20 protein-coding genes are annotated in these 20,445 nt (G+C 66.5%); 7 read left to right on the top strand and 13 right to left on the bottom strand.

The window, feature by feature from the left end:
* Positions 1 to 18: 18 nt before the first annotated feature.
* From ACP5M5_RS09670 to ACP5M5_RS09650, 5 genes are read right to left on the bottom strand one after another with little or no spacing between them, the layout of a single operon-like run.
* Positions 19 to 744 carry an ABC transporter ATP-binding protein gene (locus ACP5M5_RS09670; protein WP_427936927.1) on the bottom strand — a complete coding sequence of 242 codons (726 nt, stop codon included), beginning with the start codon at positions 742 to 744 and terminating at the stop codon, positions 19 to 21.
* On the bottom strand, positions 741 to 1,475 hold the full coding sequence (locus ACP5M5_RS09665) for an ABC transporter ATP-binding protein (RefSeq protein ID WP_427936926.1): 735 nt from the start codon (positions 1,473 to 1,475) through the stop codon (positions 741 to 743). Before ACP5M5_RS09665 ends, ACP5M5_RS09670 begins: the two co-directional genes overlap by 4 nt.
* Entirely contained in the window at positions 1,472 to 2,350 is an 879-nt protein-coding gene (locus ACP5M5_RS09660) for a branched-chain amino acid ABC transporter permease (protein ID WP_427936925.1), read from the bottom strand. Before ACP5M5_RS09660 ends, ACP5M5_RS09665 begins: the two co-directional genes overlap by 4 nt.
* Entirely contained in the window at positions 2,347 to 3,216 is an 870-nt protein-coding gene (locus ACP5M5_RS09655) for a branched-chain amino acid ABC transporter permease (RefSeq protein WP_114911285.1), read from the bottom strand. Before ACP5M5_RS09655 ends, ACP5M5_RS09660 begins: the two co-directional genes overlap by 4 nt.
* A gap of 6 nt (positions 3,217 to 3,222) precedes the next feature.
* Positions 3,223 to 4,353, bottom strand: coding sequence for an ABC transporter substrate-binding protein (locus ACP5M5_RS09650; RefSeq protein WP_427936924.1), 1,131 nt, complete (start codon positions 4,351 to 4,353; stop codon positions 3,223 to 3,225).
* A gap of 130 nt (positions 4,354 to 4,483) precedes the next feature.
* Between ACP5M5_RS09650 and ACP5M5_RS09645 the strand changes: the two genes are divergently transcribed.
* On the top strand, positions 4,484 to 5,407 hold the full coding sequence (locus ACP5M5_RS09645) for an SMP-30/gluconolactonase/LRE family protein (RefSeq protein WP_427936923.1): 924 nt from the start codon (positions 4,484 to 4,486) through the stop codon (positions 5,405 to 5,407).
* Between the two features lie 43 nt (positions 5,408 to 5,450).
* Here ACP5M5_RS09645 and ACP5M5_RS09640 read toward each other — a convergent pair whose 3' ends face one another.
* Together ACP5M5_RS09640 and ACP5M5_RS09635 are read right to left on the bottom strand one after the other, a co-directional pair.
* The gene (locus ACP5M5_RS09640; RefSeq protein ID WP_427936922.1) at positions 5,451 to 6,917 is read right to left on the bottom strand and encodes an alpha,alpha-trehalose-phosphate synthase (UDP-forming); all 1,467 of its coding nucleotides are present in this window, start codon (positions 6,915 to 6,917) and stop codon (positions 5,451 to 5,453) included.
* 386 nt (positions 6,918 to 7,303) lie between these two features.
* Positions 7,304 to 8,053 (bottom strand): hypothetical protein, encoded by a 750-nt coding sequence (locus tag ACP5M5_RS09635; RefSeq protein ID WP_427936921.1) that lies wholly within the window; start codon positions 8,051 to 8,053, stop codon positions 7,304 to 7,306.
* 113 nt (positions 8,054 to 8,166) lie between these two features.
* On the opposite strand from ACP5M5_RS09635, the gene infA reads away from it, so the two are divergent.
* Genes infA through ACP5M5_RS09620 form a run of 3 tightly spaced genes read left to right on the top strand, consistent with a single transcriptional unit; the run spans position 8,167 to position 10,110 of the window.
* Positions 8,167 to 8,385, top strand: coding sequence for a translation initiation factor IF-1 (gene infA, locus ACP5M5_RS09630; protein ID WP_150038615.1), 219 nt, complete (start codon positions 8,167 to 8,169; stop codon positions 8,383 to 8,385).
* Positions 8,386 to 8,410: 25 nt separating this feature from the next.
* Positions 8,411 to 9,013 carry a Maf family protein gene (locus ACP5M5_RS09625; RefSeq protein WP_427936920.1) on the top strand — a complete coding sequence of 201 codons (603 nt, stop codon included), beginning with the start codon at positions 8,411 to 8,413 and terminating at the stop codon, positions 9,011 to 9,013.
* Complete coding sequence (locus ACP5M5_RS09620; RefSeq protein ID WP_427936919.1) at positions 9,010 to 10,110, top strand: ribonuclease E/G; 1,101 nt, start codon at positions 9,010 to 9,012, stop codon at positions 10,108 to 10,110. Before ACP5M5_RS09625 ends, ACP5M5_RS09620 begins: the two co-directional genes overlap by 4 nt.
* 18 nt (positions 10,111 to 10,128) lie before the next feature.
* Here the strand turns inward: ACP5M5_RS09620 and ACP5M5_RS09615 are convergent, their stop codons facing one another.
* The 6 genes from ACP5M5_RS09615 to dnaN all read right to left on the bottom strand — a co-directional run bounded on the left by ACP5M5_RS09615 (position 10,129) and on the right by dnaN (position 17,418).
* Positions 10,129 to 10,473, bottom strand: coding sequence for a hypothetical protein (locus ACP5M5_RS09615; RefSeq protein WP_427936918.1), 345 nt, complete (start codon positions 10,471 to 10,473; stop codon positions 10,129 to 10,131).
* Positions 10,470 to 11,411, bottom strand: coding sequence for a sterol desaturase family protein (locus ACP5M5_RS09610; protein ID WP_427936916.1), 942 nt, complete (start codon positions 11,409 to 11,411; stop codon positions 10,470 to 10,472). Before ACP5M5_RS09610 ends, ACP5M5_RS09615 begins: the two co-directional genes overlap by 4 nt.
* Positions 11,408 to 12,340 (bottom strand): YncE family protein, encoded by a 933-nt coding sequence (locus ACP5M5_RS09605; RefSeq protein ID WP_427936915.1) that lies wholly within the window; start codon positions 12,338 to 12,340, stop codon positions 11,408 to 11,410. The genes ACP5M5_RS09610 and ACP5M5_RS09605 overlap by 4 nt, the downstream gene beginning before the upstream one ends.
* A 174-nt stretch (positions 12,341 to 12,514) precedes the next feature.
* Positions 12,515 to 14,950: a DNA topoisomerase (ATP-hydrolyzing) subunit B gene (gene gyrB / locus ACP5M5_RS09600; RefSeq protein ID WP_427936914.1), complete on the bottom strand. Its 2,436-nt coding sequence runs from the start codon at positions 14,948 to 14,950 to the stop codon at positions 12,515 to 12,517.
* Between the two features lie 103 nt (positions 14,951 to 15,053).
* The gene (recF, locus tag ACP5M5_RS09595) at positions 15,054 to 16,268 is read right to left on the bottom strand and encodes a DNA replication/repair protein RecF (RefSeq protein WP_427936913.1); all 1,215 of its coding nucleotides are present in this window, start codon (positions 16,266 to 16,268) and stop codon (positions 15,054 to 15,056) included.
* 25 nt (positions 16,269 to 16,293) lie between these two features.
* Positions 16,294 to 17,418, bottom strand: a complete 1,125-nt coding sequence (dnaN, locus tag ACP5M5_RS09590; protein ID WP_427936912.1) for a DNA polymerase III subunit beta — start codon at positions 17,416 to 17,418, stop codon at positions 16,294 to 16,296.
* Positions 17,419 to 17,631: 213 nt separating this feature from the next.
* On the opposite strand from dnaN, the gene ACP5M5_RS09585 reads away from it, so the two are divergent.
* The 3 genes from ACP5M5_RS09585 to ACP5M5_RS09575 are packed head-to-tail and all read left to right on the top strand — an operon-like array spanning position 17,632 to position 20,279.
* Positions 17,632 to 18,237, top strand: a complete 606-nt coding sequence (locus tag ACP5M5_RS09585; RefSeq protein ID WP_427936911.1) for a MarR family winged helix-turn-helix transcriptional regulator — start codon at positions 17,632 to 17,634, stop codon at positions 18,235 to 18,237.
* Positions 18,215 to 18,943 carry a response regulator gene (locus tag ACP5M5_RS09580; RefSeq protein ID WP_427936910.1) on the top strand — a complete coding sequence of 243 codons (729 nt, stop codon included), beginning with the start codon at positions 18,215 to 18,217 and terminating at the stop codon, positions 18,941 to 18,943. The genes ACP5M5_RS09585 and ACP5M5_RS09580 overlap by 23 nt, the downstream gene beginning before the upstream one ends.
* 1 nt (position 18,944) lies before the next feature.
* Positions 18,945 to 20,279, top strand: a complete 1,335-nt coding sequence (locus ACP5M5_RS09575; protein ID WP_427936909.1) for an ATP-binding protein — start codon at positions 18,945 to 18,947, stop codon at positions 20,277 to 20,279.
* Positions 20,280 to 20,445: the final 166 nt, after the last annotated feature.

Genomic DNA, 20,445 nt, shown 5'->3' with positions numbered 1-20,445 from the left:
AGAAAAATAAGTCTTTCCTCAGAACAGCGCCATCAAGCGGGCGTGATCGGCGAGATCGGCAGGCACGCCAGCAAACACGATGCGCCCGGATTTGAGCACCGCGACGCGATCGGATATGGCGAAGGCCTCGGCGATGTTCTGTTCGACGAGCAGCACGGCCATCCCGCGTGCGCGTTGCACAGTGCGCAGCGGGCGCAGTAATTCCTGAAAGGTTTTCGGCGCGAGCCCGATCGACGGCTCATCGAGGAGCAAAATGCGCGGGCGTGAGAGCAGAGCGCGGCCGATCGAGACCATCTGCTGCTGCCCGCCCGACAATGTGCCGGCACGGCGGCCATAAAACCCAGCGATCGCCGGCAGAACGCCGAGCACTTCCTCGATCCGTGCCTTGGCCTCGCGCCCCTCGAGCCGCGCCGACCACAAGGCAAGGGTAAAATTCTCGGCGACCGTGAGCCCGGGAAAAACACCACGCCCTTCGGGGACGAAGGCGACGCCGGCAGCGGCCATCGCTGCCGGATCGGGAGGGATCGGGCGGTCGTCGAGCCGGATTTCCCCCGCCGTCGCCCGATGAAGGCCAAACAGCACCCTGAGCAGCGTCGATTTTCCCGCCCCGTTATGGCCGATGAGCGAGAGAACCTCGCCGGCGCCGAGCGCAAGATCAACGCCCGCGAGTACCGCCCGCCCGCCATAGCCTGCGGTGATGCCGCGTGCCGCGAGCGCCGGCGTCGCGCTTGCCGCCATGCTCATGCCCGTTCGCCGAAATAGATCGCGGCGAGCTGCGGATCGGCGAGGATCGTCTCCGGTGCTCCCTCGGCGAGTTTGCGGCCCTGATCGAGAAAGACGATGCGATCAGCGAGTTCGATGACGATGTCGAGATTATGCTCGATGAGGCAGATGGTGATGCCTCGGCCGACGGCGCAACGGAGCAGCGCCGAAAACCGCGTCCGCGAGGCGGGATCGAGGCCGGAAGCGGGTTCATCAAGCAGCCAGATACGCGCCCCGGTCGCGAGGATACGGGCAAGCGAGAGAAATTTGCGCTCGGCATAGGCGAGATCGGCAGCATCGGCCTGCGCGAGCGCCGAAAGCCCGGTCGCCGCCAGCGCCTCCGCCGCCCGCGCTTGCCGCGCCGCCTTGCCGCCCGGCTGCCAGAACCAGGAGGCCGGCTCGGTTGCCGCGAGCACATTGTCCGCAACCGACATGCGCGTGAAAAGCCGGAGATCCTGAAAGCTCCGCGCGATGCCGAGGCGGGCGATCGTGTGCGGCGCGCGCCGGCCGATCGCCTGCCCCGAAAGCGTGACATGGCCGGCGTCGGGCGCGAGGTGGCCGGTGATGAGGTTGAACAAGGTCGTCTTGCCGGCGCCATTGGGGCCGACCAGGGCGGTGATGATCCCGGGCGCGAGATCGAGATCGACCCCGTCCACCGCGGCGATGCCGCCGAAGCGCCGCGTCAGGCCGCGCACCGCAAGCAGCGCGCTCATCGCCGCCCACCCGCCCGCCCGGCGAGGCCCGCGGGGCGGAAAATCATCAGCAAGGTCATCGCGAGGCCGTAAATGAGCTGCTGCACGGCGCCGATATCGGTTGGCGGCAGGCCGGGGATGAAAGTCAGCGCGGCAGGAAGGGCGAGCAGGAGCAAGGTTCCAAAGAGCGGCCCGGCGAGCGTCCCGGCGCCACCAATGATCACCATCGCCATGATCAACACCGATTGGTCGAGGGTGAAGCTTTCGACATTGACGAAGGCTTCCTGAAACGCGAACAGCGCCCCGGCGATGCCGGCAAAGGCGCCGCCGAGCAGCACCGCAAGCGTCTTGAGCAGCGGCACGTTTTTGCCGAGCGCCTCCGCGGCACTTTCCGAATCACGCAGCGCCATCAAAGCGCGGCCGAAACTGCCGCGCATCAGGCTGCGCACGACGACCATCGCAAAAACCAGAAAGCCAAGGCAGACGATGAGAAATACCAAAGGATCGGCGAGCGAAAAGCCAAAAAGCGAGGCTGGCGGAATCCCGACCAGACCGCCGAGGCCGCCGGTGATGCCGCTTGCCTCGGTGAACACCGTCGTTGCCATCATTTGCAGGCCGAGACTCGCGATGACGAAATACTCGCCCCGCACGCGCAACGCCGGCAGCGCCAGCAACGCCGAAAGCGCGCCCGCGATCGTGGCCGCAGCGAGCGCGGCAAGCAGGATATCGGGCGCGAGATCGAGCGCGACATGCGCGCCGGCATAGGCGCCTAGGCCGAAAAATACCGCGTGCGCGACACTGAAAATCCCAGCATAGCCGATCAGAATGTTGAGGCTCACGCTGAGCAGGCCGAAGATCGCGGCGAGCTGCGCGAGATTGAGCAGATAGGCGATCATCGCGCCACCGCCGCGCCGAATAGGCCGCTCGGACGCACCAGGATGAAGACGAACAGCACGACGAAACCGGCAGCCTCGCTCCATTGCGTATCGAGAAAGGCGACGACCATGGTTTCAACGATGCCAAGCAAAAGCCCGGCCAGCGCCGCGCCGCGCAAGCTGCCGATGCCGCCGACGACCGAGGCGGCCAGGCTGATCAGCATGACATGCGCGCCGACGCCCGGCGAAAGGCCGGTGGTCGCGGCGCCCAAAACCGCGCCCGGTACCGCGAGCGCCGAGCCGAGCGCGAAGGCAAGTGCCGAGAGCCGGCGTGCCGAAAGCCCGAATGCGCGCAGGAGGTCAGGATTCTCCGACAATGCCCGAAGCCCGATCCCAGTCCGCGCGCGGGCAAGAAAGCTTCCGAGCAAGGCGAAAAGCACGATCGCGACCGCGATCGCGACCCAAAACACCCGCGCGATATAGAGCCCCGGGAGAATTTCATGCGCGCGCGTCAGCGGCGTCGAAATCACGACGAAAGCGCGGCCGAAGGAAAGTTCGATCAAGCTCTGCACGACGATGACGACGCCGAAGGCGGCGACGAAAACCGTGAAGAAGGCGCCGTGATGGCGCTGGATCGGGCGATAGACGGCGCTTTCGAGAAAGAGGCCGAAACCGATCGCAACCAGGAGCGCGAACAGGCCGCCGAGCGGCCAGGCGAGGCCGAGGCGGCTTGCGAAGACGAAGGCATAGCCGGCCAAGGCATAGGTCGCGCCATGGGCAAAATGGAAAATGCGCGTTGCGCCAAAGATCAGCGCGAACCCAGCCGCGGTCAAAGCATAGAGCGCACCGGTCTCAACCCCTGAGACCAGCAATTGCACATACAGCATGCGGGATCAGCCGGTCGGCACCAATTTGCCGCCCTTGAGCGTGTTGACGACGATTTTCATCGAAATATCGCCGAGATCGTCGAACACCCCCTCGCCGCCGACCAGCGCGAAGCGGCGTGTCGCGAGCAGTGCGGCGCGCAGCGTATCCCCATTCACCGGTTTGCCGGCTTTTTCCAATTGTTGCGCAAGCAGCGCGAACAGCCGCACCGCGTTGTAGTAATTCTGATGGTAAGGGGTGGGATCGCTGCCATATTGCGCGCGCCAATCGGTGACGAAACGCTGGGTGATGGGGTCATCCAGCGTCCAGTCGGCGGCTTGCGCGGTGAGGATCAACCCCTCCGCCTCCGCGAGGTTGCGCACCGAGGGAATAGCGGCGCCGGAATAGGTCAATAATGGCTGGCCGATGCCGGCATCGCGCAATTGCTTGATGATCTGTGCCTGCTGTGCACCGTAGGAGGCGAAATAGACTGCATCTGGCGAGAGCGTGCGGATCCGTGCCGCGATCGCCGAAAATTGCTGATCGGTGGGAGCGATCGTATCGGCCGCGACGATCTCGCCGCCGGCGGCGGTGAGATCGGTTTTCAATGCCTTGTAAAGCCCGTTGCCGAAGGGATCGTTGACATAGATGAGAGCGACGCGACGAAGCTGATGCGCCAAGAGGAACGGCACCAGCACTTTGATTTCATCAGGCACCAGCGGGATCACGTTCCAATAGTAGGGCGAGAGCCCGGCGAGGTCGGGGCCGACGCCACCGCCATTGACCATCACCACCTTGGCGCGCGTGCCGATCGGCGCCGCCGCCTTGGAAACCCCGGTGAAGCCAACCAGGACATAGAGCGCGTGATCGACATTGACGAGCTTGTTCATCCCGACGGCGCCACCTTGCGGCGTGCCCTCGCTATCCTCGGGGCGTAGCACTAGCGGCCGAGACAGCATCTTGTCGGCGGTGACGTGTTTGACCGCCATCGCCGCGCCGGCGGTGAAAATCGTGCCGTATTCGGCATTCGGCCCGGCCATCGGGAACAATGTGCCGAGGACATAGGTCTCCTCGGCGCGGGCGCGGTGCTGCGCAATCAGGCTTCCCGCGAGCGGCGCGGCACTCGCGGCGAGCAGCGTGCGGCGTGTGATCCGGTTCATTTTCATGTGTTTCCCCCTGCAATGGCGGACGCCGTGGGTGGCGCCTCTTTCCCCGCCCAACAAATCGGATACTCTCTCCCCCGTCAATCAATCATCGCTCGTGACTATCACTCTGGGGGAGAAAACGCTGATGGAGCAGATCGAGATCATGGCGCGGGGCTTGCGCTTTCCGGAAGGGCCGGTCGCGCTCGCCGATGGGTCGGTGGCGCTGGTCGAGATCGCCCGCGGCACGGTGAGCCGCGTCGCGCCGGATGGCAGCATCACGGTCATCGCCGAGACCGGCGGCGGGCCGAACGGCCTCGCGGTCGGGCCGGACGGGGCCTATTACCTCTGCAATAATGGCGGCTTCGAATGGGTCGAGCGCGAGGGGCTGACCCTTCCGGTGGCGCAAGCCAAAAATTACACCGGCGGGCGCATCGAGCGCGTCGATCCCGCGAGTGGTGCGGTGACGATGCTCTATGACCGCTGCGGCGAGCGCCGCCTGCGCGGGCCGAACGACATCGTGTTCGATCGCGAAGGCGGATTTTATTTCACCGATCTCGGCAAGGTGCGGGCCGAGGACCGCGATCATGGCGGGGTCTATTACGCCCGCGCCGATGGCAGCTTCATCACCGAGATCGCTTATCCGGTGCTGACGCCGAATGGGATCGGGCTCTCACCAGATGGCAAGACCGTCTATGTCGCGGAAACCGAGACGGCGCGGCTCTGGGCGTTCGACCTCGAAGCCCCCGGGATGGCGCGCAAGGTGCGTTTCCCGTTGTCGCCGCATGGCGGGCGGCTGGTCGCGGGCCTTCCCGGCTTTCAGCGCTTCGACAGCCTCGCGGTGATGGCGTCCGGCAATGTCGCGGTCGCGACCCTCAATACCGGCTACATCACCGAAATCGCCCCCGATGGCGCGGTGGTGCGGCAGATGAAAATGCCGGAAGCCTATCCGACCAATATCTGCTTCGGCGGCGCCGATCTTCGCACCGCCTATATCACCCTCTCCGGCACCGGCCAGTTGGCCACCATGACCTGGCCGGAGCCCGGTCTCGCGCTCGCTTTCGGGCGCTAGGCGGGCTATCGGGCCGGCGCTGCGGCGCTGGCCCGGCCGCTATTCAGTTGATGGCGTTCGAGGGCGTGTGAAGCGCCGGCGCATGACGCGGAGCAAGCGGCTTGGCGTGGGGCGGCGCGACCTGTGCCGTCGGCTTGCTGGCGCTTTGCATGAGCGCGCGGAGAAAGCCGAAACCCCAATCGAGCGGCGAATTTTCGGTGACCACCTGCCACATGGCGCGCCAACGCGTCTGGCGCTCGCGGAGATCCATGGCCAGCGCCCGGGCGATCGCCTCGGCGATCGCGTCGGGATCGTTGGGATTGACGAGCAGCGCCGCGTCGAGCTGCTGCGCCGCCCCAGCAAAGCGCGAGAGAACAAGGACACCGGGATCCTCCGGGTCTTGCGCCGCGACATATTCCTTGGCGACCAGGTTCATGCCGTCACGGAGCGGGGTCACCAGCCCGACCCGGGCGGCACGCATATAGCCGGCGAGCGTAGCGCGTGGCCCGCCTTTGGTGATCAGCCGGAGCGGAGACCAATCGGGATCACCGCATTCGCTATTGATCTCGCCGGCCAGTTGCGAAAGCTCGGCGCGGAGCGCCTGATAGCTCGCGACATCCTGGCGCGAGACCGGCGCGATCTGCAGGAAGGTCACCCGCCGGTGCCAGGTCGCCTCGGTCTCCAGGAAGCGGCGATAGCCGGCAAGGCGCTGCACCAGCCCCTTGGTCGGGTCGAGCCGATCGACGCCCAGGATCAGACACTGCCCGCCGAGGCTGCGCCGCAGCCGCTCGACGGTCGGGCTGCGCGCGGCGCGGAGAGCAGCGGCGGCAAACTCCTCGGCGTCGATTTCCGCAGGGAACACCCCGAGCTGGACGCGCCGGCCGTCGATTTCGAGGCGTTCGGCGGCGATCTGGCGGGCGCCGGTGAGGGTCGTCGCGGCGGCCGCGAAATTGCGGAGATCGGCGCTGGTCTGAAAGCCGATGACATCCGCTTGCAGGAGGGCGGCGACCAATTTCCCCGCCGGCGGGGCGAGCGCGAGGATTTCGGCGCTCGGGAACGGGATATGGAGGAAGAAACCGATCGGGTTGGCAACACCACGGGCGCGCAGCAGCCCCGGCAGCGGCAGGAAATGATAGTCATGCACCCAGACCAGATCCTCATCCTGGAGCAGGGGCACGAGCGTGTCGGCGAAGCGGGCGTTGGTCGCGAAATAGGTCTCGGCGTCGCCACGGTCGAACCGCATCATCTCGGGGAGCGAGTGGAGCAGCGGCCACAGCACGCCATTGGCGAAATTGGCGTAATACCCGTCATGCTCGGCTTTGCTGAGATCGATAGTGGCGTAGGTGACGCGGCCGGCATGGCTGATCCGCGCCGGCTGCTCCGCCGCTTTCGCGGCGGTCGTCCCGCTCCAGCCGAACCATACCCCGCCCTCACGCTCGAGCAAGGGCTGCAACGCGGTCGCGAGCCCGCCTGCCTGCGCCCCTTTTTCCGGGAGCGGCACACGGTTCGAGACGACGACGAGCCTATTCATTTTTTTCCCTCTCATTGCCATGGCTCCGCTCACGCGACCCTCCCCTTGCGCGCGCCAGGCGCAGGGGGCACGACCGCAGACAGCCCACCGATGGACGGGAGGGGGAAACGCGCCCGGTCTGGGCGAGCCGGTTCCCCATCACGGCCGCGAACCCCCCGGACGGGGGCGCGGCGGGCGGGCCGGAAGGGCGCGAACGCCCCGATCAGAGACGAGAGGCCGGCATCACGCGCGGCGGCTCGACCTGAACGCCGAATGAACACTCTGTTAGCTAAGCAGCGCGGGCGCATCGGACAACCCCTGACTTCACTCTTCATGGTCTATCCAAGCCTCCGATTGCGGCGGCCTTATGGCGCGAGCGGGGCGGCAGCGCGGCAAATTGGCGGCGGTTAGCCTGAGCGCGCCGGGATCTCGGCGGCGGGATCGAGGAGGCCGGTCGGGGCGAGTAAATTCAATGTGAGGCTGGTCGGGACGGGGTTGAGGCGGGCGGCAACCTTGGCGCGCACGGCGGCCAAAGCCGCCTGCCAGGTGCCGGGGCGGGGCGGGCGCGGCGCGGCGTCGGCGAGCGGTCCCCCCTGGCGCCAGGCGAGATAGTCGGTCCAGATCAGATGGCGAGACAAGGTGCTCGCTTGCGGCGGCGACGCGACACGCGCGAGGCGGAGCACGGTGCCGCGCCCGGGGGCGTCGAGCATGGTATCGAACCCCGCCCCGGCGCTGCCCTTCCAGGCCAGCATTTCGACCCCGAGAATGCCGAGCCGGGCGCCATCCGAGCCAATCACCGCGACGAGATCGAGCGGGCCGCGCGCGCGCGCCGCGGGGTCGTCAGGTTCACCAGCGAACGCCGCGAGCAATACTTCCCGCCCGGCCAGCGCCAGTACGACGATGAGGCGGGCGCGTCGGGCAGGGAGCAGAATCGGCGTCGGCCGGCCGGCGAAATCAAGGCGGAGATGCTCGCCCGCGATGCTGGCCTGAAACGGCGTCGGCGGCGCCCCGGGATCGATCCGGAGGCCATCGCCCGAAGACGGGCCGAGCGGCGGCGGCGCGGCGGGCGACGTTGCGATCGCGGCGGCAGATCGGCCAGCAGCAAACGGGAGGGCGAGCAGGGCGCGGCGCGTCGGCGCGGTCGGGAGGACTGGCATCGCCGCAGGATGGCATGAATTTGCGCCGCGGCAACGACCCATCGCCGGCAGCGCTTGACCTTCCCGCCCGGCGAGATCATCTTCCGCGCCAACGCCAGTTTTGCAGAGGCCTGATGTCAAAAGAGGATATGATCGAATTCAGCGGGACGGTCACCGAACTCCTGCCGAACGCGATGTTTCGGGTGAAGCTCGACAATGATCACGTGATCCTCGCCCATACCAGCGGCAAGATGCGCAAGAATCGCATCCGCGTGCTGGCCGGCGATCGGGTGAACGTGGAGATGACCCCCTATGACCTCACCAAGGGGCGGATCACGTTCCGATTCAAATAATTCGCCGGCCTCTCTCGCCCGGCCGATGAACCAACCTGTCGATGGAAGCGAAACTGGCCTGATTCTGGCCTCGGAAAGTGCGCGGCGGCTGGCGCTGCTCGCCCAGATTGGCGTAACACCGGCGCGCATCGTCCCCGCCGATCTCGACGAGACGCCGCGTGACGACGAATCGCCGCGCCAACTTGCGGCGCGCCTGGCGCGCGCCAAAGCGGCGGTGGTCGCGGCGGCGTTTCCGGCTGCCTTCGTGCTCGCCGCCGACACGGTCGTCGTCGCCGGGCGGCGCATCCTCGGCAAACCCGCCAACGGCGAGGCGGCGCGGCTGACGCTTGCGCGGCTTTCGGGCCGGCGGCATCGCGTGTTCGGGGCGGTCGCGCTCCGGGCGCCGGATGGGCGCTGGGGTGAGCGCCTGGTCGAGAGCCGGGTCGCCTTCGCCCGGCTCGATGCCGCCGAGATCGCGGCTTACATCGAAAGCGGCGAGTGGCAGGGGTGCGCCGGCGGCTATGCCATTCAGGGTCGCGCCGGCGGCTTCGTGCGGTTTCTTTCGGGAAGCTACAGCAACGTCGTCGGTTTGCCGCTGTTTGAGACACGGCAATTGCTGCGCGGCCTCGGCGGGCGGCGTTTCGGGTGACGCTCAGCCTCCGCGCCGCTGCTTCACCGGGAGAAGTGCGCATCGCGCTCACCGCGGCCGGCGGCGCCTTGCGCGATTACGCCCTCTGGCGCCCTGGCGCGCCGGATGGGGTCGGCGATGTGCATGGCGGGCGGGTCATCGCGCGGGTTTCGACAATGGCGGGGGTGTTCGTCGCTCTCGCCGCCGGGGTGGAGGGGTTTTTACCCGATACCGCCGGCGGCGCCGGGCTCGAGGCCGGCGCTCTGATCGCGGTGCGGATCACGCGCGCGGCGCAAGGCGGCAAGGGGCCGCGTCTCGCGCGGCTCGACCCAGCGCCGGCCGGGCTCACCCGCGTCGGGCTCTGGCAGCCCGGCCCGAGTCCGCTTGCCGAACTCGCGCAGCGTTATCCGGACGCACCGATTGTGACCGATGACCCGGCTCTCGCCGCCGCTCTCAGGGGCGCTTTTGGGGTACGTATCACGCGGGTCGCGACGGCTTTCGATGCCGCCCTCGAGGAGCAGGTGGCAGCGCTGGCCGAGCCGGTCGTGACGCTGGCCAATGGCGTGCGGGCGCATTTTTGCCCGACACCCGCCTTGACCGCGATCGATCTCGATGCCGGCGCGGCAACCGCCGGGCGGGGCGAGAAACAAACCGTCCAAGCGGCGCTGAACCGCGCCCTGGTGCCGGCGCTGGCGCGGCAAATGCGTCTGCGCAACCTCGCGGGCGCCATTCTCGTTGATTTCGCCGGAATGAAAGCGCGCAGCCGGGCGAGCCTCGCGCCCCTGCTCGCCGCTGCCCTCGCCGAGGATCCACTGAAACCGCGCTTGCTCGGCTTCACGTCACTCGGTTTCGCTGAAATCCTCCGCCCGCGTGTCCGCCCGCCACTCCATGAGCTGTTGCGCGGCCCGCATGCCGCGGGTTTGGCCGCGCTGCGGGCGCTGCTCGCCGCGATCAACGAGGCGCCGGGGCACAGGCCGCGCCTGATCGCATCCCCGGCGGTGGCCGCGGCACTCGCGGCTGATCGCGTTGCCAGCGAGGATTTCACCCGCCGCACCGGCCACGCCCTCGCCCTCACCAGCGATCCGAGCTTGCCGCTGGAGGGCTGGCGGATAGGCTGACCGAAGCGCGGCGCCGGATTACTCGAACGCTGACACCAAGGCCGCGCTCAGCTTCGGCGGCGCGCAGGTGACACTGTCATGATGGCTGTCGCGCGCGGCATAGACGACGGTGCCGTCATTGTTGCGGATGAGTTGCACTGCCGAGTCGCCATAAATGGTGCCGGTGGCATCGGCGGAAGTCTCCGAAAGGACGCGCACCTGGCCGATCATGTCATGAACACGCGCGATCTGCGTCGCCTCTTCATAGGTGACATCGAGGCGCATGCCGTGGGTGCAGCTGTAATGCACCACTTCCTGTGGGCCCGTGCAACCGGCGACGAGCGCAAGCGAAAGCACCAGCAGCGTGGGTAAGGCATAGCTCATCGGGACTGTTCCATGATGGTGAGGGCGCGAAGCAAGCCGCGTAGGCCCGCCCATTGCTGCGCGAGATAGGAGCCGGAGGCGAGCGCTTCCGGCGCCTTCGGATCGCCGGTCGGTCCGGGCGCGCGGCTGAAATCCGCGGTCCCGAACATCATGTCCCAGAACGGGAACACCGCGCCGTAATTGCAGCTTTTCGTGCCCGCGGCGCGGATGGCATGATGGGTGCGATGGAAAATCGGTGAAATCAGCAGCCGATCGCCAAGCCAGCCGAACGACAGCCTGGTGTTGGCGTGCGAGAGGCTTTCGAGAAAACGGAGCACCAGAACCAGCACCGGAAATTGCAGCGGCGCAACCCCGATCGCAAGCGCGATCACCCCAAACCACAGCGCAGCGACGAGATCATCGAGCAGATGATTGCGATCATCCGACCAAAAGGTCATCTGCCGCTGCGCGTGATGAAGCGCATGCAGAGCGTACCACCAGCGAAAGCGATGCGACAGCCGATGACGCCAGTAATCGGCGAAATCGAGAATGAGGGCATAGAGGAGGAAAGTCACCACTGGGTGGCCATAAAGCGCCGGGAACACGCCCTCGAGCGTCGGCGCAACCACACCATGATCGGCGAGCATGCCGGAAAACGCGGCCTGGACACGAAAAAACAGAACGAAGGTGAAAAGCGGCAAAATGCCAACGCGAGCAAGAACGGTATAGAACATGTCCGTCCATTCCACGCGATGATCGGGCCAGTGTTCGATCGGATAAAACCGCTCGAGCGGGAGGCAAATCAGATACATCAGAAGAACCTGCACCGCGCCGTAGATGGCGAAAAGCGCCCATCCATAGGCAAGATCTTCCCATTGCATGAGATGAAGATGCCAAAGCAGCGGGATCGCCACGTTCTCCGCGATCCATCCCGCGACGGTGTCGAGCGGGTCGCTCACGGCTGCGTCTCACGCGCAGCGACGGCCCGCGGCAGATGATCGTGCGTGTTAAGCCAAATGCCATGCGGCGAACGCCCGACCTCGATGATTGCATATTTGCCGCTGTCGGGATCGAGCACGGCAACACTATGGGCAAAGCGCCGCGTCACCCAGAGCGTGCCATCGGGCGCGAAATCGAGATCATCCGGCCCGCCGGGAAGTGCGATCTCGCGCGCCACCACCAGGGTTTTGGCGTCGAGCACGGCGATCGTGCTATCGACGCGGTTGGTGACGTAAAGCGTTTTACCGTCGGGCGAGAGAAAGAGATTATGCGCGCCCCGCCCGGTCATGACGTGGCGCTCGATCGCGCCTGTCGCGGGATCGACGACAGCAAGGCCATTGCCGCCCATCACCGCAACCAGCACCCGCCCATTGAGCCAAAGCACCCCAGCCGGCGTATCACCGATATCGACATTCCAACGCACATCACCGCTCGCGAGCGCGATCGCCACCAGCCGGTTCGATTGCTGGAGGCTCACGAACACAGCTTTCGAATCGGGTGAGAAATTGATGTGGCTCGGGAGTGACGCGAGCGCGAGACGAAAGCGCAAATGATAGCTTTCAGCGTCATAAATATCGACACGGTTGCGCGCCAGCTCCGTCACCACCAGCGTCTTGCCGTCGGGGCTGAATTGAAGCTGATAGGGATCGGGCATCGCGACGCGCCGCACGATCTCGCCGCTGATGGGATCGCAAAAGATCAACTGATTGCCGACCGTGTCGCCGATCAGGAGAAAGCGATGATCGGGGCTAAGCGCCATGTGATGCGGCTCGCGCAGCACTGGAACGCGTCGGACTTCCTGCAATGTCGTGACATCGACGAGGCTGATCGCCGCCGCCCCGGAATCGATCACAAACGCCAGCCCCTCGGCGCGCGCGGGCGATGTCATGAGGGAAAGATGGTTAAGGAGAATAAGGGAAAAGGATAGTAAGATCGTTCTTTTTTGAAAAAAAGAACCAAAAAACTTTTGTCCCGTGGCGCCACGCAGGAGGCGATGCCACGAGAGGGCGAAGATGGAGAGGGATGATGAGTGCTTTTTGTTTTTCATTGTTTTGGCTCCGCTCTAGACGTCGAGATTGGCGACCCTCAGCGCATTGCCGACGATGAAATCGCGTCGCGGCTCGACGACATCGCCCATCAGCGTGCTGAACACCTCGGCCGCTTCCTCATCGCTGCTGATCCGCACCTGCAACAGCGTCCGCGTCGCGGGATCGAGGGTGGTTTTCCACAATTGCTCGGGATTCATCTCGCCCAGCCCCTTGAAACGCTGGATCGAAAGCCCGCGCCGCCCCTCCGCCAAAATACGCTCGAAGGCACTGTGGGGGCCAAAGACTGTGCCGCCTTCCTTTTCGAGATCGAGCCGCGCCGGCGCCGCGAAACCGCCGAAAAGACGCGCAGCGCGCGCGGCGAGCCAACGCGCCTCGGCGCTTTTGAGCGCCGTCGCATCGAGGCGATAGCGTTCGGTGACACCACGCACGGTGCGACCAAACACCAGACCGTCGCTATCGGGCGCGACCACCCAGCCGCGCTCGTTGGCAAGCGAGACCGCATCAAGACGGGCGGCAAAATCCTGCGCCCGCGCAGCATCATGGACGGCTTCAGGGGAAAGGACGCCGGCGATCGCCGCTTGTTCAAGGAACGCAACCGGCGCCGTCGCCTCAGCGAGGCGGGCCAATCGGTGACTCGCCTCGCGAAGAAACGCCGTTTCCTCCGCCAGTTCCGCATCCCTGAACACCCGGCCGTCGGCATAAGTCAGTCGCGCTTCGGCGAGCGCCTTGCCGACGAGAAACTGTTCGAGGGCCGCGTCATCCTTCAGATAGCGCTCGTCATTGCCGCGTTTCGCGCGATAGAGCGGCGGCTGGGCGATATAGAGATGGCCACGCGCGATCAGCTCCGGCATCTGGCGGAAGAAAAACGTGAGCAAAAGCGTGCGGATATGCGAACCGTCGACATCGGCGTCGGTCATGATGATGATGCGATGATAGCGCAGCCGGTTGATATCGAAGCCGCCCTGGTCGGGATCGCTGCGCCCGATGCCGGTGCCGAGCGCGGTGATCAGCGTCCCCACTTCCGCCGAGGACAGCATGCGATCGAAACGCGCGCGCTCGACATTGAGGATTTTACCTTTGAGCGGCAGGATCGCCTGATATTTGCGATCGCGCCCCTGCTTGGCCGAGCCGCCCGCGCTATCACCCTCGACGATGAAGATCTCCGCTTTCGCGGGATCGCGCTCCTGGCAATCGGCGAGCTTCCCGGGCAGCGTCGAGACGTCGAGCACGCCCTTGCGTCGGGTCAGATCGCGTGCCTTGCGCGCCGCCTCGCGCGCCGCCGCCGCGTCCATCACCTTCTGGATGATGCCGCGCGCTTCTTTCGGATGCGTCTCGAACCAATGCGCGATCGCCTCCGTGGCCACCGCTTGCACCACCGGCTGGACCTCGGAGCTGACCAGCTTGTCCTTGGTCTGGGAGGAGAATTTCGGGTCCGGCACCTTGACCGAAAGCACCGCCGTCAACCCTTCGCGCATATCCTCGCCGACCAGCGCGAGATTGTCTTTCTTGCCCATCGATTCGGCGTATTTGGTGACGACCCGAGTGAGTGCGGCGCGAAATCCAGCGAGATGGGTGCCACCATCGCGCTGGGGAATGTTGTTCGTGAAACAGAGCATGGTCTCATGGAAACTATCGTTCCAGGAGAGCGCGAATTCGACCTTGATGCCATGCGCGCCGTCATTCGCGTGATGGCTGATCGGCGGCGTGAATACCGGGGCCTTGGCGCGATCGAGCCAGGTGACGAAAGCATTAAGGCCGCCATCGTAATGAAAGCGCGTGGTTTGCGGCGGCGAATGGCGTTCGTCGTGCAATTCGATCGCGATCCCGGAATTGAGAAAGGCGAGTTCGCGCAGACGCCGCTCGAGCAGCGCGTAATCGAACTCGGTCTTGGTGAAGACCTCGGGGTCCGGCTTATAGGTGACCTCGGTCCCGGTCGGCGCATCCGACGGGCCAACTTCAGCGAGCGGCGCCTCCGCCTCGCCACGGCGAAAGCGGATGAAATATTCGCGCCCGTCACGCCAAATGCGGACCTCCATCCATTCCGAAAGCGCATTGACAACGGCGGCGCCGACGCCATGCAGCCCGCCTGAGACCTTATAGGAGTTCTGGTTGAACTTGCCGCCGGCATGGAGCCGCGTCAGCACCACCTCGGCCGCCGAGATGCCTTCCTCGGGATGGATGTCGATCGGGATGCCGCGGCCGTCATCGCGGACGGTAAGGCTGCCGTCGCCGTTCAGCGTCACCCGCACCGCATGGGCAAAGCCGGCTTGGGCCTCGTCCATGGCGTTGTCGATGATTTCGGAGGCGGTGTGATGCAGGCCGGAACCATCATCGGTATCGCCGATATACATGCCCGGGCGCTTGCGCACGGCCTCCAGCCCCCGGAGCACCGAAATCGAGGAAGCGTCATAAAGCTCGGCTTCAGGCAGGGACGCGGCGGGTTTGGTCATGCCGGCAAAATTCTCCAGAAAAATCGGATGATACGGCCGTCTTTATAGACCGGCGGGCGTATAAAACCCAGAGGCGGTTGAAAAAGGGCGGCGGCGGGCGGCCTCAGAGCGGCAGTGGCGCGGCAGCACCCCTGGCGTCGGCAGCGGGCAGGAAGCCGGGATCGGCGATCAGCCCGCCGCCGCCGCAATGCCAGCCGGTCGCAGCATCCGCGAGCGGCAAGAACGGCTCGCGATCGGTCCCGGTTAGAATAATTTGCGCCGGAAGTGCCGCCAACGCCGCGACCAGTGCTGCGCGGCGCCAGGCATCGAGATGCACCATCGGCTCGTCAAGCAACAGGATAGGCGCGAAGCCGCGCACCCGCGCGACCAGGGCGGCGTGGCCGAGGATGACGCCGATCAGCAACGCCTTCTGCTCGCCGGTGCTGGCTTGCGCTGCCGGCAGGTCGCGGGCGGCATCATGCAGAGCGAAATCGGCGCGATGGGCGCCAACCCCATTCTGCCCGCTCGCCCGATCGGCGCTGCGCCCCTCGCGCAACCGCGCGCGCAGCCACTCTTCGACCGCGAGCGCCGGCGATTGCGCGAGCCGCGCGGCGATCGGGCACAAAAGATCGGCGCGCGCCGGCGGAAAGCCCGCCGGGGTCACGCTCGCCAAGGCCTGGTTCAGCCGCCGCAGGACAGCGGCGCGCGCGGCGGTGACAGCAACCGCGTGGCGGGCGATCGCGTCCTCGATCGCAGCGAGCCAGGCGGGATCGGCGCCGTGCGTGCGCAGGAGGCGCATGCGCGCCGCGAGCGCTCGTTCATGGGCGGCGAGTTCACCGCCATGCGCCGCCTCGAGGGCGGCGACCAGCCGATCGAGAAAGCGCCGCCGGCCGCCCGCCGTCTCCTGAAACAAGCGCTCCATCGGCGGGGTGAGCCAGGCCAGGGCGACACGGGCGGCAATGTCGCCCTGGCTTTGCGGCGCCGCGCCATCGAGGCGAAAAACCCGCCGCGGCTCGGCGGTCGGGGTTTCGGGCGCCGGAACGCCGGTTGCGACGGAAAACTCGCCCTCGCTCCCGACAAAGCGCCCGGCGACCGCGAAGCCGCCCGCGCCCTCGCGGCGGGCGAGATCGGCGCGGCGCGCCCGGCGCAAACCACGCCCCGCGCCGAGCAGCGAAATCGCTTCCAGAAGATTGGTCTTGCCGCCGCCATTGGGGCCGAAAATCGCCGCGATGCGGGCCCCCGCCATCCCCTCCGGATGCCAGACGAGATGGGCATAATTGCGGAAATCACTGAGCGCGAGGCGGGTCAGCCGCAGACCGACGCCGCTGACGGGCAACATCCAGCCCTTTTCGGGCCCCGCGATATCACACCCGCATCGGCATCAGCACGTAAAGCGCGCTCGCGTCACTGGCATCGCGGACGATCGTCGGCGCGCCGCCATCGGCGAGGAGAAATTCCACCTCGCCCTCGATCTGGTCGGTGATGTCGGTGATATAACGCGCCTGAAAGCCGATTTCGAGCGGCCCGCTATCGTAATGGACGCGGGTGCCATCGAGTTCCTCGGTCGCCGTGCCGTGCTCGGGATTGGCGGCAGACAGCACCAGCAGATCGCGCGCGAGCGAGAGCTTCACCGGCCGCGTCCGCTCGAGCGAGATCGCTGCGACACGCGCGACCGCCTCGGCGAAATCCTTTTTCACGACACGCAGCACCTTGTCGTTGCCGCGCGGGATGACGCGATCATATTCGGGGAAGGTGCCATCGATCAGCTTGCTGGTCAGCATCACCGGGCCGAGGGTGAATTGAATGCGGGTATCGGAAAGGGCTACCGTCACCTGATCGCTGGTCTCCTCGATCAGCTTGCGGAGTTCCGCGACGGTCTTACGCGGCACGATGACGCCTGGCATCCCCTCGGCCCCCGCCGGCAGCGGCTCCTCGACGCGGGCGAGGCGATGGCCGTCGGTTGCGACCGCGCGCAACACCGGCGCCCCCTCGCTCTCGGTCGCGTGCAGATAAATGCCGTTCAGGTAATAGCGGGTTTCCTCGGTGCTGATCGCAAACCGCGAGCGATCGATCATCGCCCGCAAGACCCCGGCCGACAGCGCGAAACGATGCGCGAGACTGCCCGCCGTCATCGCCGGGAAATCCTCGACGGGGAGGGCATTGAGGCTGGTCGCGAAACGCCCGGCGCGGAGCTGCAGCGCGGTCTCGCCGCCGGGATGGCTGATTTCGACCTCGAGCCCGTCGGGGAGCTTACGGACGATTTCGTAAAGCGTCGCCGCCGGCGCGGTCGCGGCGCCATCCTGCAAGACCGTCGCCGCAACCTCCTGGACGACCGCGATCTCCATGTCGGTCGCGGTCAGCGAAAGCCTACCCTCGCGCGCAACGATCAGGACATTGGCGAGAATAGGCAGCGTATTGCGCTTTTCGACCACGCTCTGGACATGGGCGAGCGCCTTGAGGAGTGTCGCCCGGTCAGCCTTGAAATTCATTGTCCCCATCCCTCAAACGCCGCGACAGCAAGGCGGGCACTCGCCGCCACACTCTGCCAGAAATCCGGGTATAGCAATGGCGCGCGGGGCGCGAAAGCCGTGCCGCCCGGCCAGGGTTCGCCTTCATCGGCGGAAAATGCCATAGTGCCGCCTGGGTGGTCAGCGCCCGGAGGTCGGGCCGCGCCGCCCGCCGTCATCACAGGAACGCCGCTCATGCCAGATCCGTTGAGCACATTCGCCGAGGCCAAGCCGGCCGCCGCCGCGCCCTCGGATCCGAGGCCAGGCGCCGGTGCCGATCTCTTGTTCCTGCGCGAGGAGCAGATCCGGGTGACGCAGGAGATGCTGTTCTTCGCCTATCGCGACATCACCGCCGCGGCGGATGCGATCCTCGCCGAACTCAATCTCGGCCGCGCCCATCATCGCGCCCTGCTTTTCATCGGCCGCAACCCCGGGATCAGCGTCGGCGATCTGCTGGCGATCCTGCAAATCACCAAACAAAGTCTGGCCCGCGTGCTGACGCCGCTGATCGCCGGCGGCTATGTGCGCCAGGAAGCCGGCCATAGTGACCGCCGCCAGAGGCTCTTGTTCCTCACCGAGCAGGGCAGTGCCCTCGAGCGCAGCCTGTTTGAACGCCAGCGCGAGCGCCTGGTCGCCGCCTATCGTGAAGCCGGCAGCGCCGCGGTGGAGGGCTTCCGCCGGGTGCTGCGCGGCATCATGAACGAGACGGCGCGGAACTATATAACGCGCGGCAAAGCGGTTTCCGGGCGCAGCGCGCGGGCGGAAGCGGCGCGCGAGGATGCGGGCGCGGGCAAGCCTTGAGGGGAGGCGAGCTGGGGTGAGCGAGGATAATCACATCCTGATCGTCGATGACGATGTTCGGCTGCGCGCGCTCCTGTCACGATTCTTGAGCGAGCGCGGCTTTCGTGTCACCGTTGCCGAAACCGCCGCCGAAGCGCGCGACCGCTTGCGCTTCATGCAGCCCGATCTGATCGTGCTCGATATCATGATGCCGGGCGAGTCGGGGATCGCGTTGATCACCCGCTTGCGGAAGGAGGGGCTCACGGTTCCGGTGCTTCTCCTCACTGCCCGCGGCGCGCCGGAGGACCGTATCGCCGGCTTCGAGGCCGGCGCCGATGATTATCTGCCCAAGCCCTTCGCCCCCGATGAGCTGGTGCTCCGGATTCGCGCCATCCTTCGCCGCGCCGCGGCGCCCGCGCCGCCACCGGGGCCGGTGCCCCTCGGCAGCGCCGTTTTCGATCCCGAACGTGGCGAATTGCGCGGCCCCGACGGGATCCGGCGCCTCACTGGCGGCGAACTCGCCCTCCTCACCGCCCTCGCCCAACGTCCCGGCGCCGTCCTGTCACGGGAAGAAATCGCCGCCGCCCTCGCCATGGACGATACCAGCGAACGCGCGATCGACGTCCAGGTAACGCGGCTGCGGCGCAAGATCGAGGCCGACCCGCGTGAGCCGCGCTTTCTCCATACCGTGCGCGGCCGCGGCTATGTGCTGAAACCCGGGCCGTGACATGCGTTTCGCGACCCGGTTTCCCGGCCGTTTCCTCAAGCGCGTCCTGCCCCGTTCCCTGCTCGGGCGTAGCCTTCTCATCATTCTGTTGCCGCTCGTGCTCGTTCAGGTGGTGGCGCTGCAGATTTTTTACGGCAACCACCTCGAGCTGATCTCCCGCCGCTTCGCCGGCGCGGTAGCCGGCGAGATCGGCTTCACCCTCGATCTCCTCCGCCGCACCCCCGACCCCGCGGAGCGGCAATGGATTCTGGACGAAGCGCGCACGGAATTCGAATTCGCCATGCGCATCCACCCTGGCGCCCGGCTCACCACCAACAAGAGCCGCAACATCCCGGGGCCGATGGATGACGATCTCGCCGAAGCCTTGCGCGAAAAAATCGGCCTCCCCTTCCGCATGGACTGGACGTCCGATCCGCAATCGGTGCTGGTCGAGGTGCAGTTCTGGGATGGCGTGCTCGAGGTCGAGGCCCCGCGCAAGCGGCTTTACACCAGCACCATCTATCTTTTCGTGCTCTGGCTGGTGGGCTCGGCGATTTTGCTGTTTTCCATCGCGGCACTGTTCATGCGCAATCAGGTGCGCGCCATCCGCCGCCTCGCGCGCGCCGCGGAGGCCTTCGGCATGGGGCGCGATGTCGGGCCGATCAAGCCCGAAGGCGCCGCCGAGGTGCGCCAGGCGGCGGCGGCCTTCAACCGCATGCAAGAGCGCATCCGCCGCTTTCTCGCCCAGCGCACCGAAATGCTCGCCGGCGTCTCGCATGATCTGCGCACGCCGCTGACCCGGCTCCGCCTCGCGCTCGCCATGCTGCCGGCCGGCGCCGCCCTCGGCCAGGACATCGCCGAAATGACCACCGATGTCGAGGAAATGGATCGCATGATCGGCGGCTATCTCGCCTTCGCCCGCGGCGAAGGCACCGAGCAGGCGCAGCCGACCGATCTCGCGGCGATGCTCGAGGACATTGCCGCGAGCACCCGCCGCGCCGGCGCTGCGATCACGCTGATCACCCCGCCGACCTTGACGCTGCCACTGCGGCCCGACGCCATGCGCCGCGCGATCACCAACCTGATCGACAATGCCCGCCGCCACGCCCGCCACGTCACCGTCACCCTGAGCACCCCGAGCAGCCGCATCGCCGCCATCGCCGTCGATGACGATGGCCCCGGCATCCCACCCGAGCGGCGCGAGAGCGTCTTCCGCCCGTTCGAAAGCGGCGCCGCCGGTGGCACCGGCCTCGGCCTCACCATCGCCCGCGACATCGCCCGCGCCCATGGCGGCGATATCTCACTCGATACCAGCCCCCAAGGCGGGCTGCGGGCGCGGATTTCGCTGCCGATTTGATCAGAAAAAAAAGTTGTTCTTTTTTGAAAAAAAGAACCAAAAAACGTTTGTCCGTGGCGCAGTGCCTGCGGCACTGCCCGCGCCGAGACAACGGGAAAAAAAAGTCTTTTTACTTCACAAGAGATCCCGCGCCGCAGCACTATAGGTCGTGCGCACGGGCAGAGCG

The organism is Acidibrevibacterium sp. (assembly GCF_049965395.1).
Lineage (GTDB): Bacteria > Pseudomonadota > Alphaproteobacteria > Acetobacterales > Acetobacteraceae > Acidibrevibacterium > Acidibrevibacterium fodinaquatile.
Note: the sequence above shows the minus strand (reverse complement) of the source record. Positions and strands in the feature narration are given on the sequence as shown.

Bases quoted from the DNA above. Each gene is read 5' to 3' on its own strand.
- ACP5M5_RS09605 (WP_427936915.1), bottom strand. From the start codon at position 12,340: ATGACATCGCCCGCGCGCGCCGAGGGGCTGGCGTTTGTGATCGATTCC.
- ACP5M5_RS09615 (WP_427936918.1), bottom strand. From the start codon at position 10,473: ATGAGCTATGCCTTACCCACGCTGCTGGTGCTTTCGCTTGCGCTCGTC.
- recF (WP_427936913.1), bottom strand. From the start codon at position 16,268: ATGTTGCCCGTCAGCGGCGTCGGTCTGCGGCTGACCCGCCTCGCGCTC.
- ACP5M5_RS09580 (WP_427936910.1), top strand. From the start codon at position 18,215: ATGCGGGCGCGGGCAAGCCTTGAGGGGAGGCGAGCTGGGGTGAGCGAG.
- gyrB (WP_427936914.1), bottom strand. From the start codon at position 14,950: ATGACCAAACCCGCCGCGTCCCTGCCTGAAGCCGAGCTTTATGACGCT.
- ACP5M5_RS09650 (WP_427936924.1), bottom strand. From the start codon at position 4,353: ATGAACCGGATCACACGCCGCACGCTGCTCGCCGCGAGTGCCGCGCCG.
- ACP5M5_RS09645 (WP_427936923.1), top strand. From the start codon at position 4,484: ATGGAGCAGATCGAGATCATGGCGCGGGGCTTGCGCTTTCCGGAAGGG.
- ACP5M5_RS09635 (WP_427936921.1), bottom strand. From the start codon at position 8,053: ATGCCAGTCCTCCCGACCGCGCCGACGCGCCGCGCCCTGCTCGCCCTC.
- ACP5M5_RS09585 (WP_427936911.1), top strand. From the start codon at position 17,632: ATGCCAGATCCGTTGAGCACATTCGCCGAGGCCAAGCCGGCCGCCGCC.
- ACP5M5_RS09660 (WP_427936925.1), bottom strand. From the start codon at position 2,350: ATGATCGCCTATCTGCTCAATCTCGCGCAGCTCGCCGCGATCTTCGGC.
- ACP5M5_RS09665 (WP_427936926.1), bottom strand. From the start codon at position 1,475: ATGAGCGCGCTGCTTGCGGTGCGCGGCCTGACGCGGCGCTTCGGCGGC.
- dnaN (WP_427936912.1), bottom strand. From the start codon at position 17,418: ATGAATTTCAAGGCTGACCGGGCGACACTCCTCAAGGCGCTCGCCCAT.
- ACP5M5_RS09670 (WP_427936927.1), bottom strand. From the start codon at position 744: ATGAGCATGGCGGCAAGCGCGACGCCGGCGCTCGCGGCACGCGGCATC.
- ACP5M5_RS09625 (WP_427936920.1), top strand. From the start codon at position 8,411: ATGAACCAACCTGTCGATGGAAGCGAAACTGGCCTGATTCTGGCCTCG.
- infA (WP_150038615.1), top strand. From the start codon at position 8,167: ATGTCAAAAGAGGATATGATCGAATTCAGCGGGACGGTCACCGAACTC.
- ACP5M5_RS09640 (WP_427936922.1), bottom strand. From the start codon at position 6,917: ATGAATAGGCTCGTCGTCGTCTCGAACCGTGTGCCGCTCCCGGAAAAA.
- ACP5M5_RS09655 (WP_114911285.1), bottom strand. From the start codon at position 3,216: ATGCTGTATGTGCAATTGCTGGTCTCAGGGGTTGAGACCGGTGCGCTC.
- ACP5M5_RS09575 (WP_427936909.1), top strand. From the start codon at position 18,945: ATGCGTTTCGCGACCCGGTTTCCCGGCCGTTTCCTCAAGCGCGTCCTG.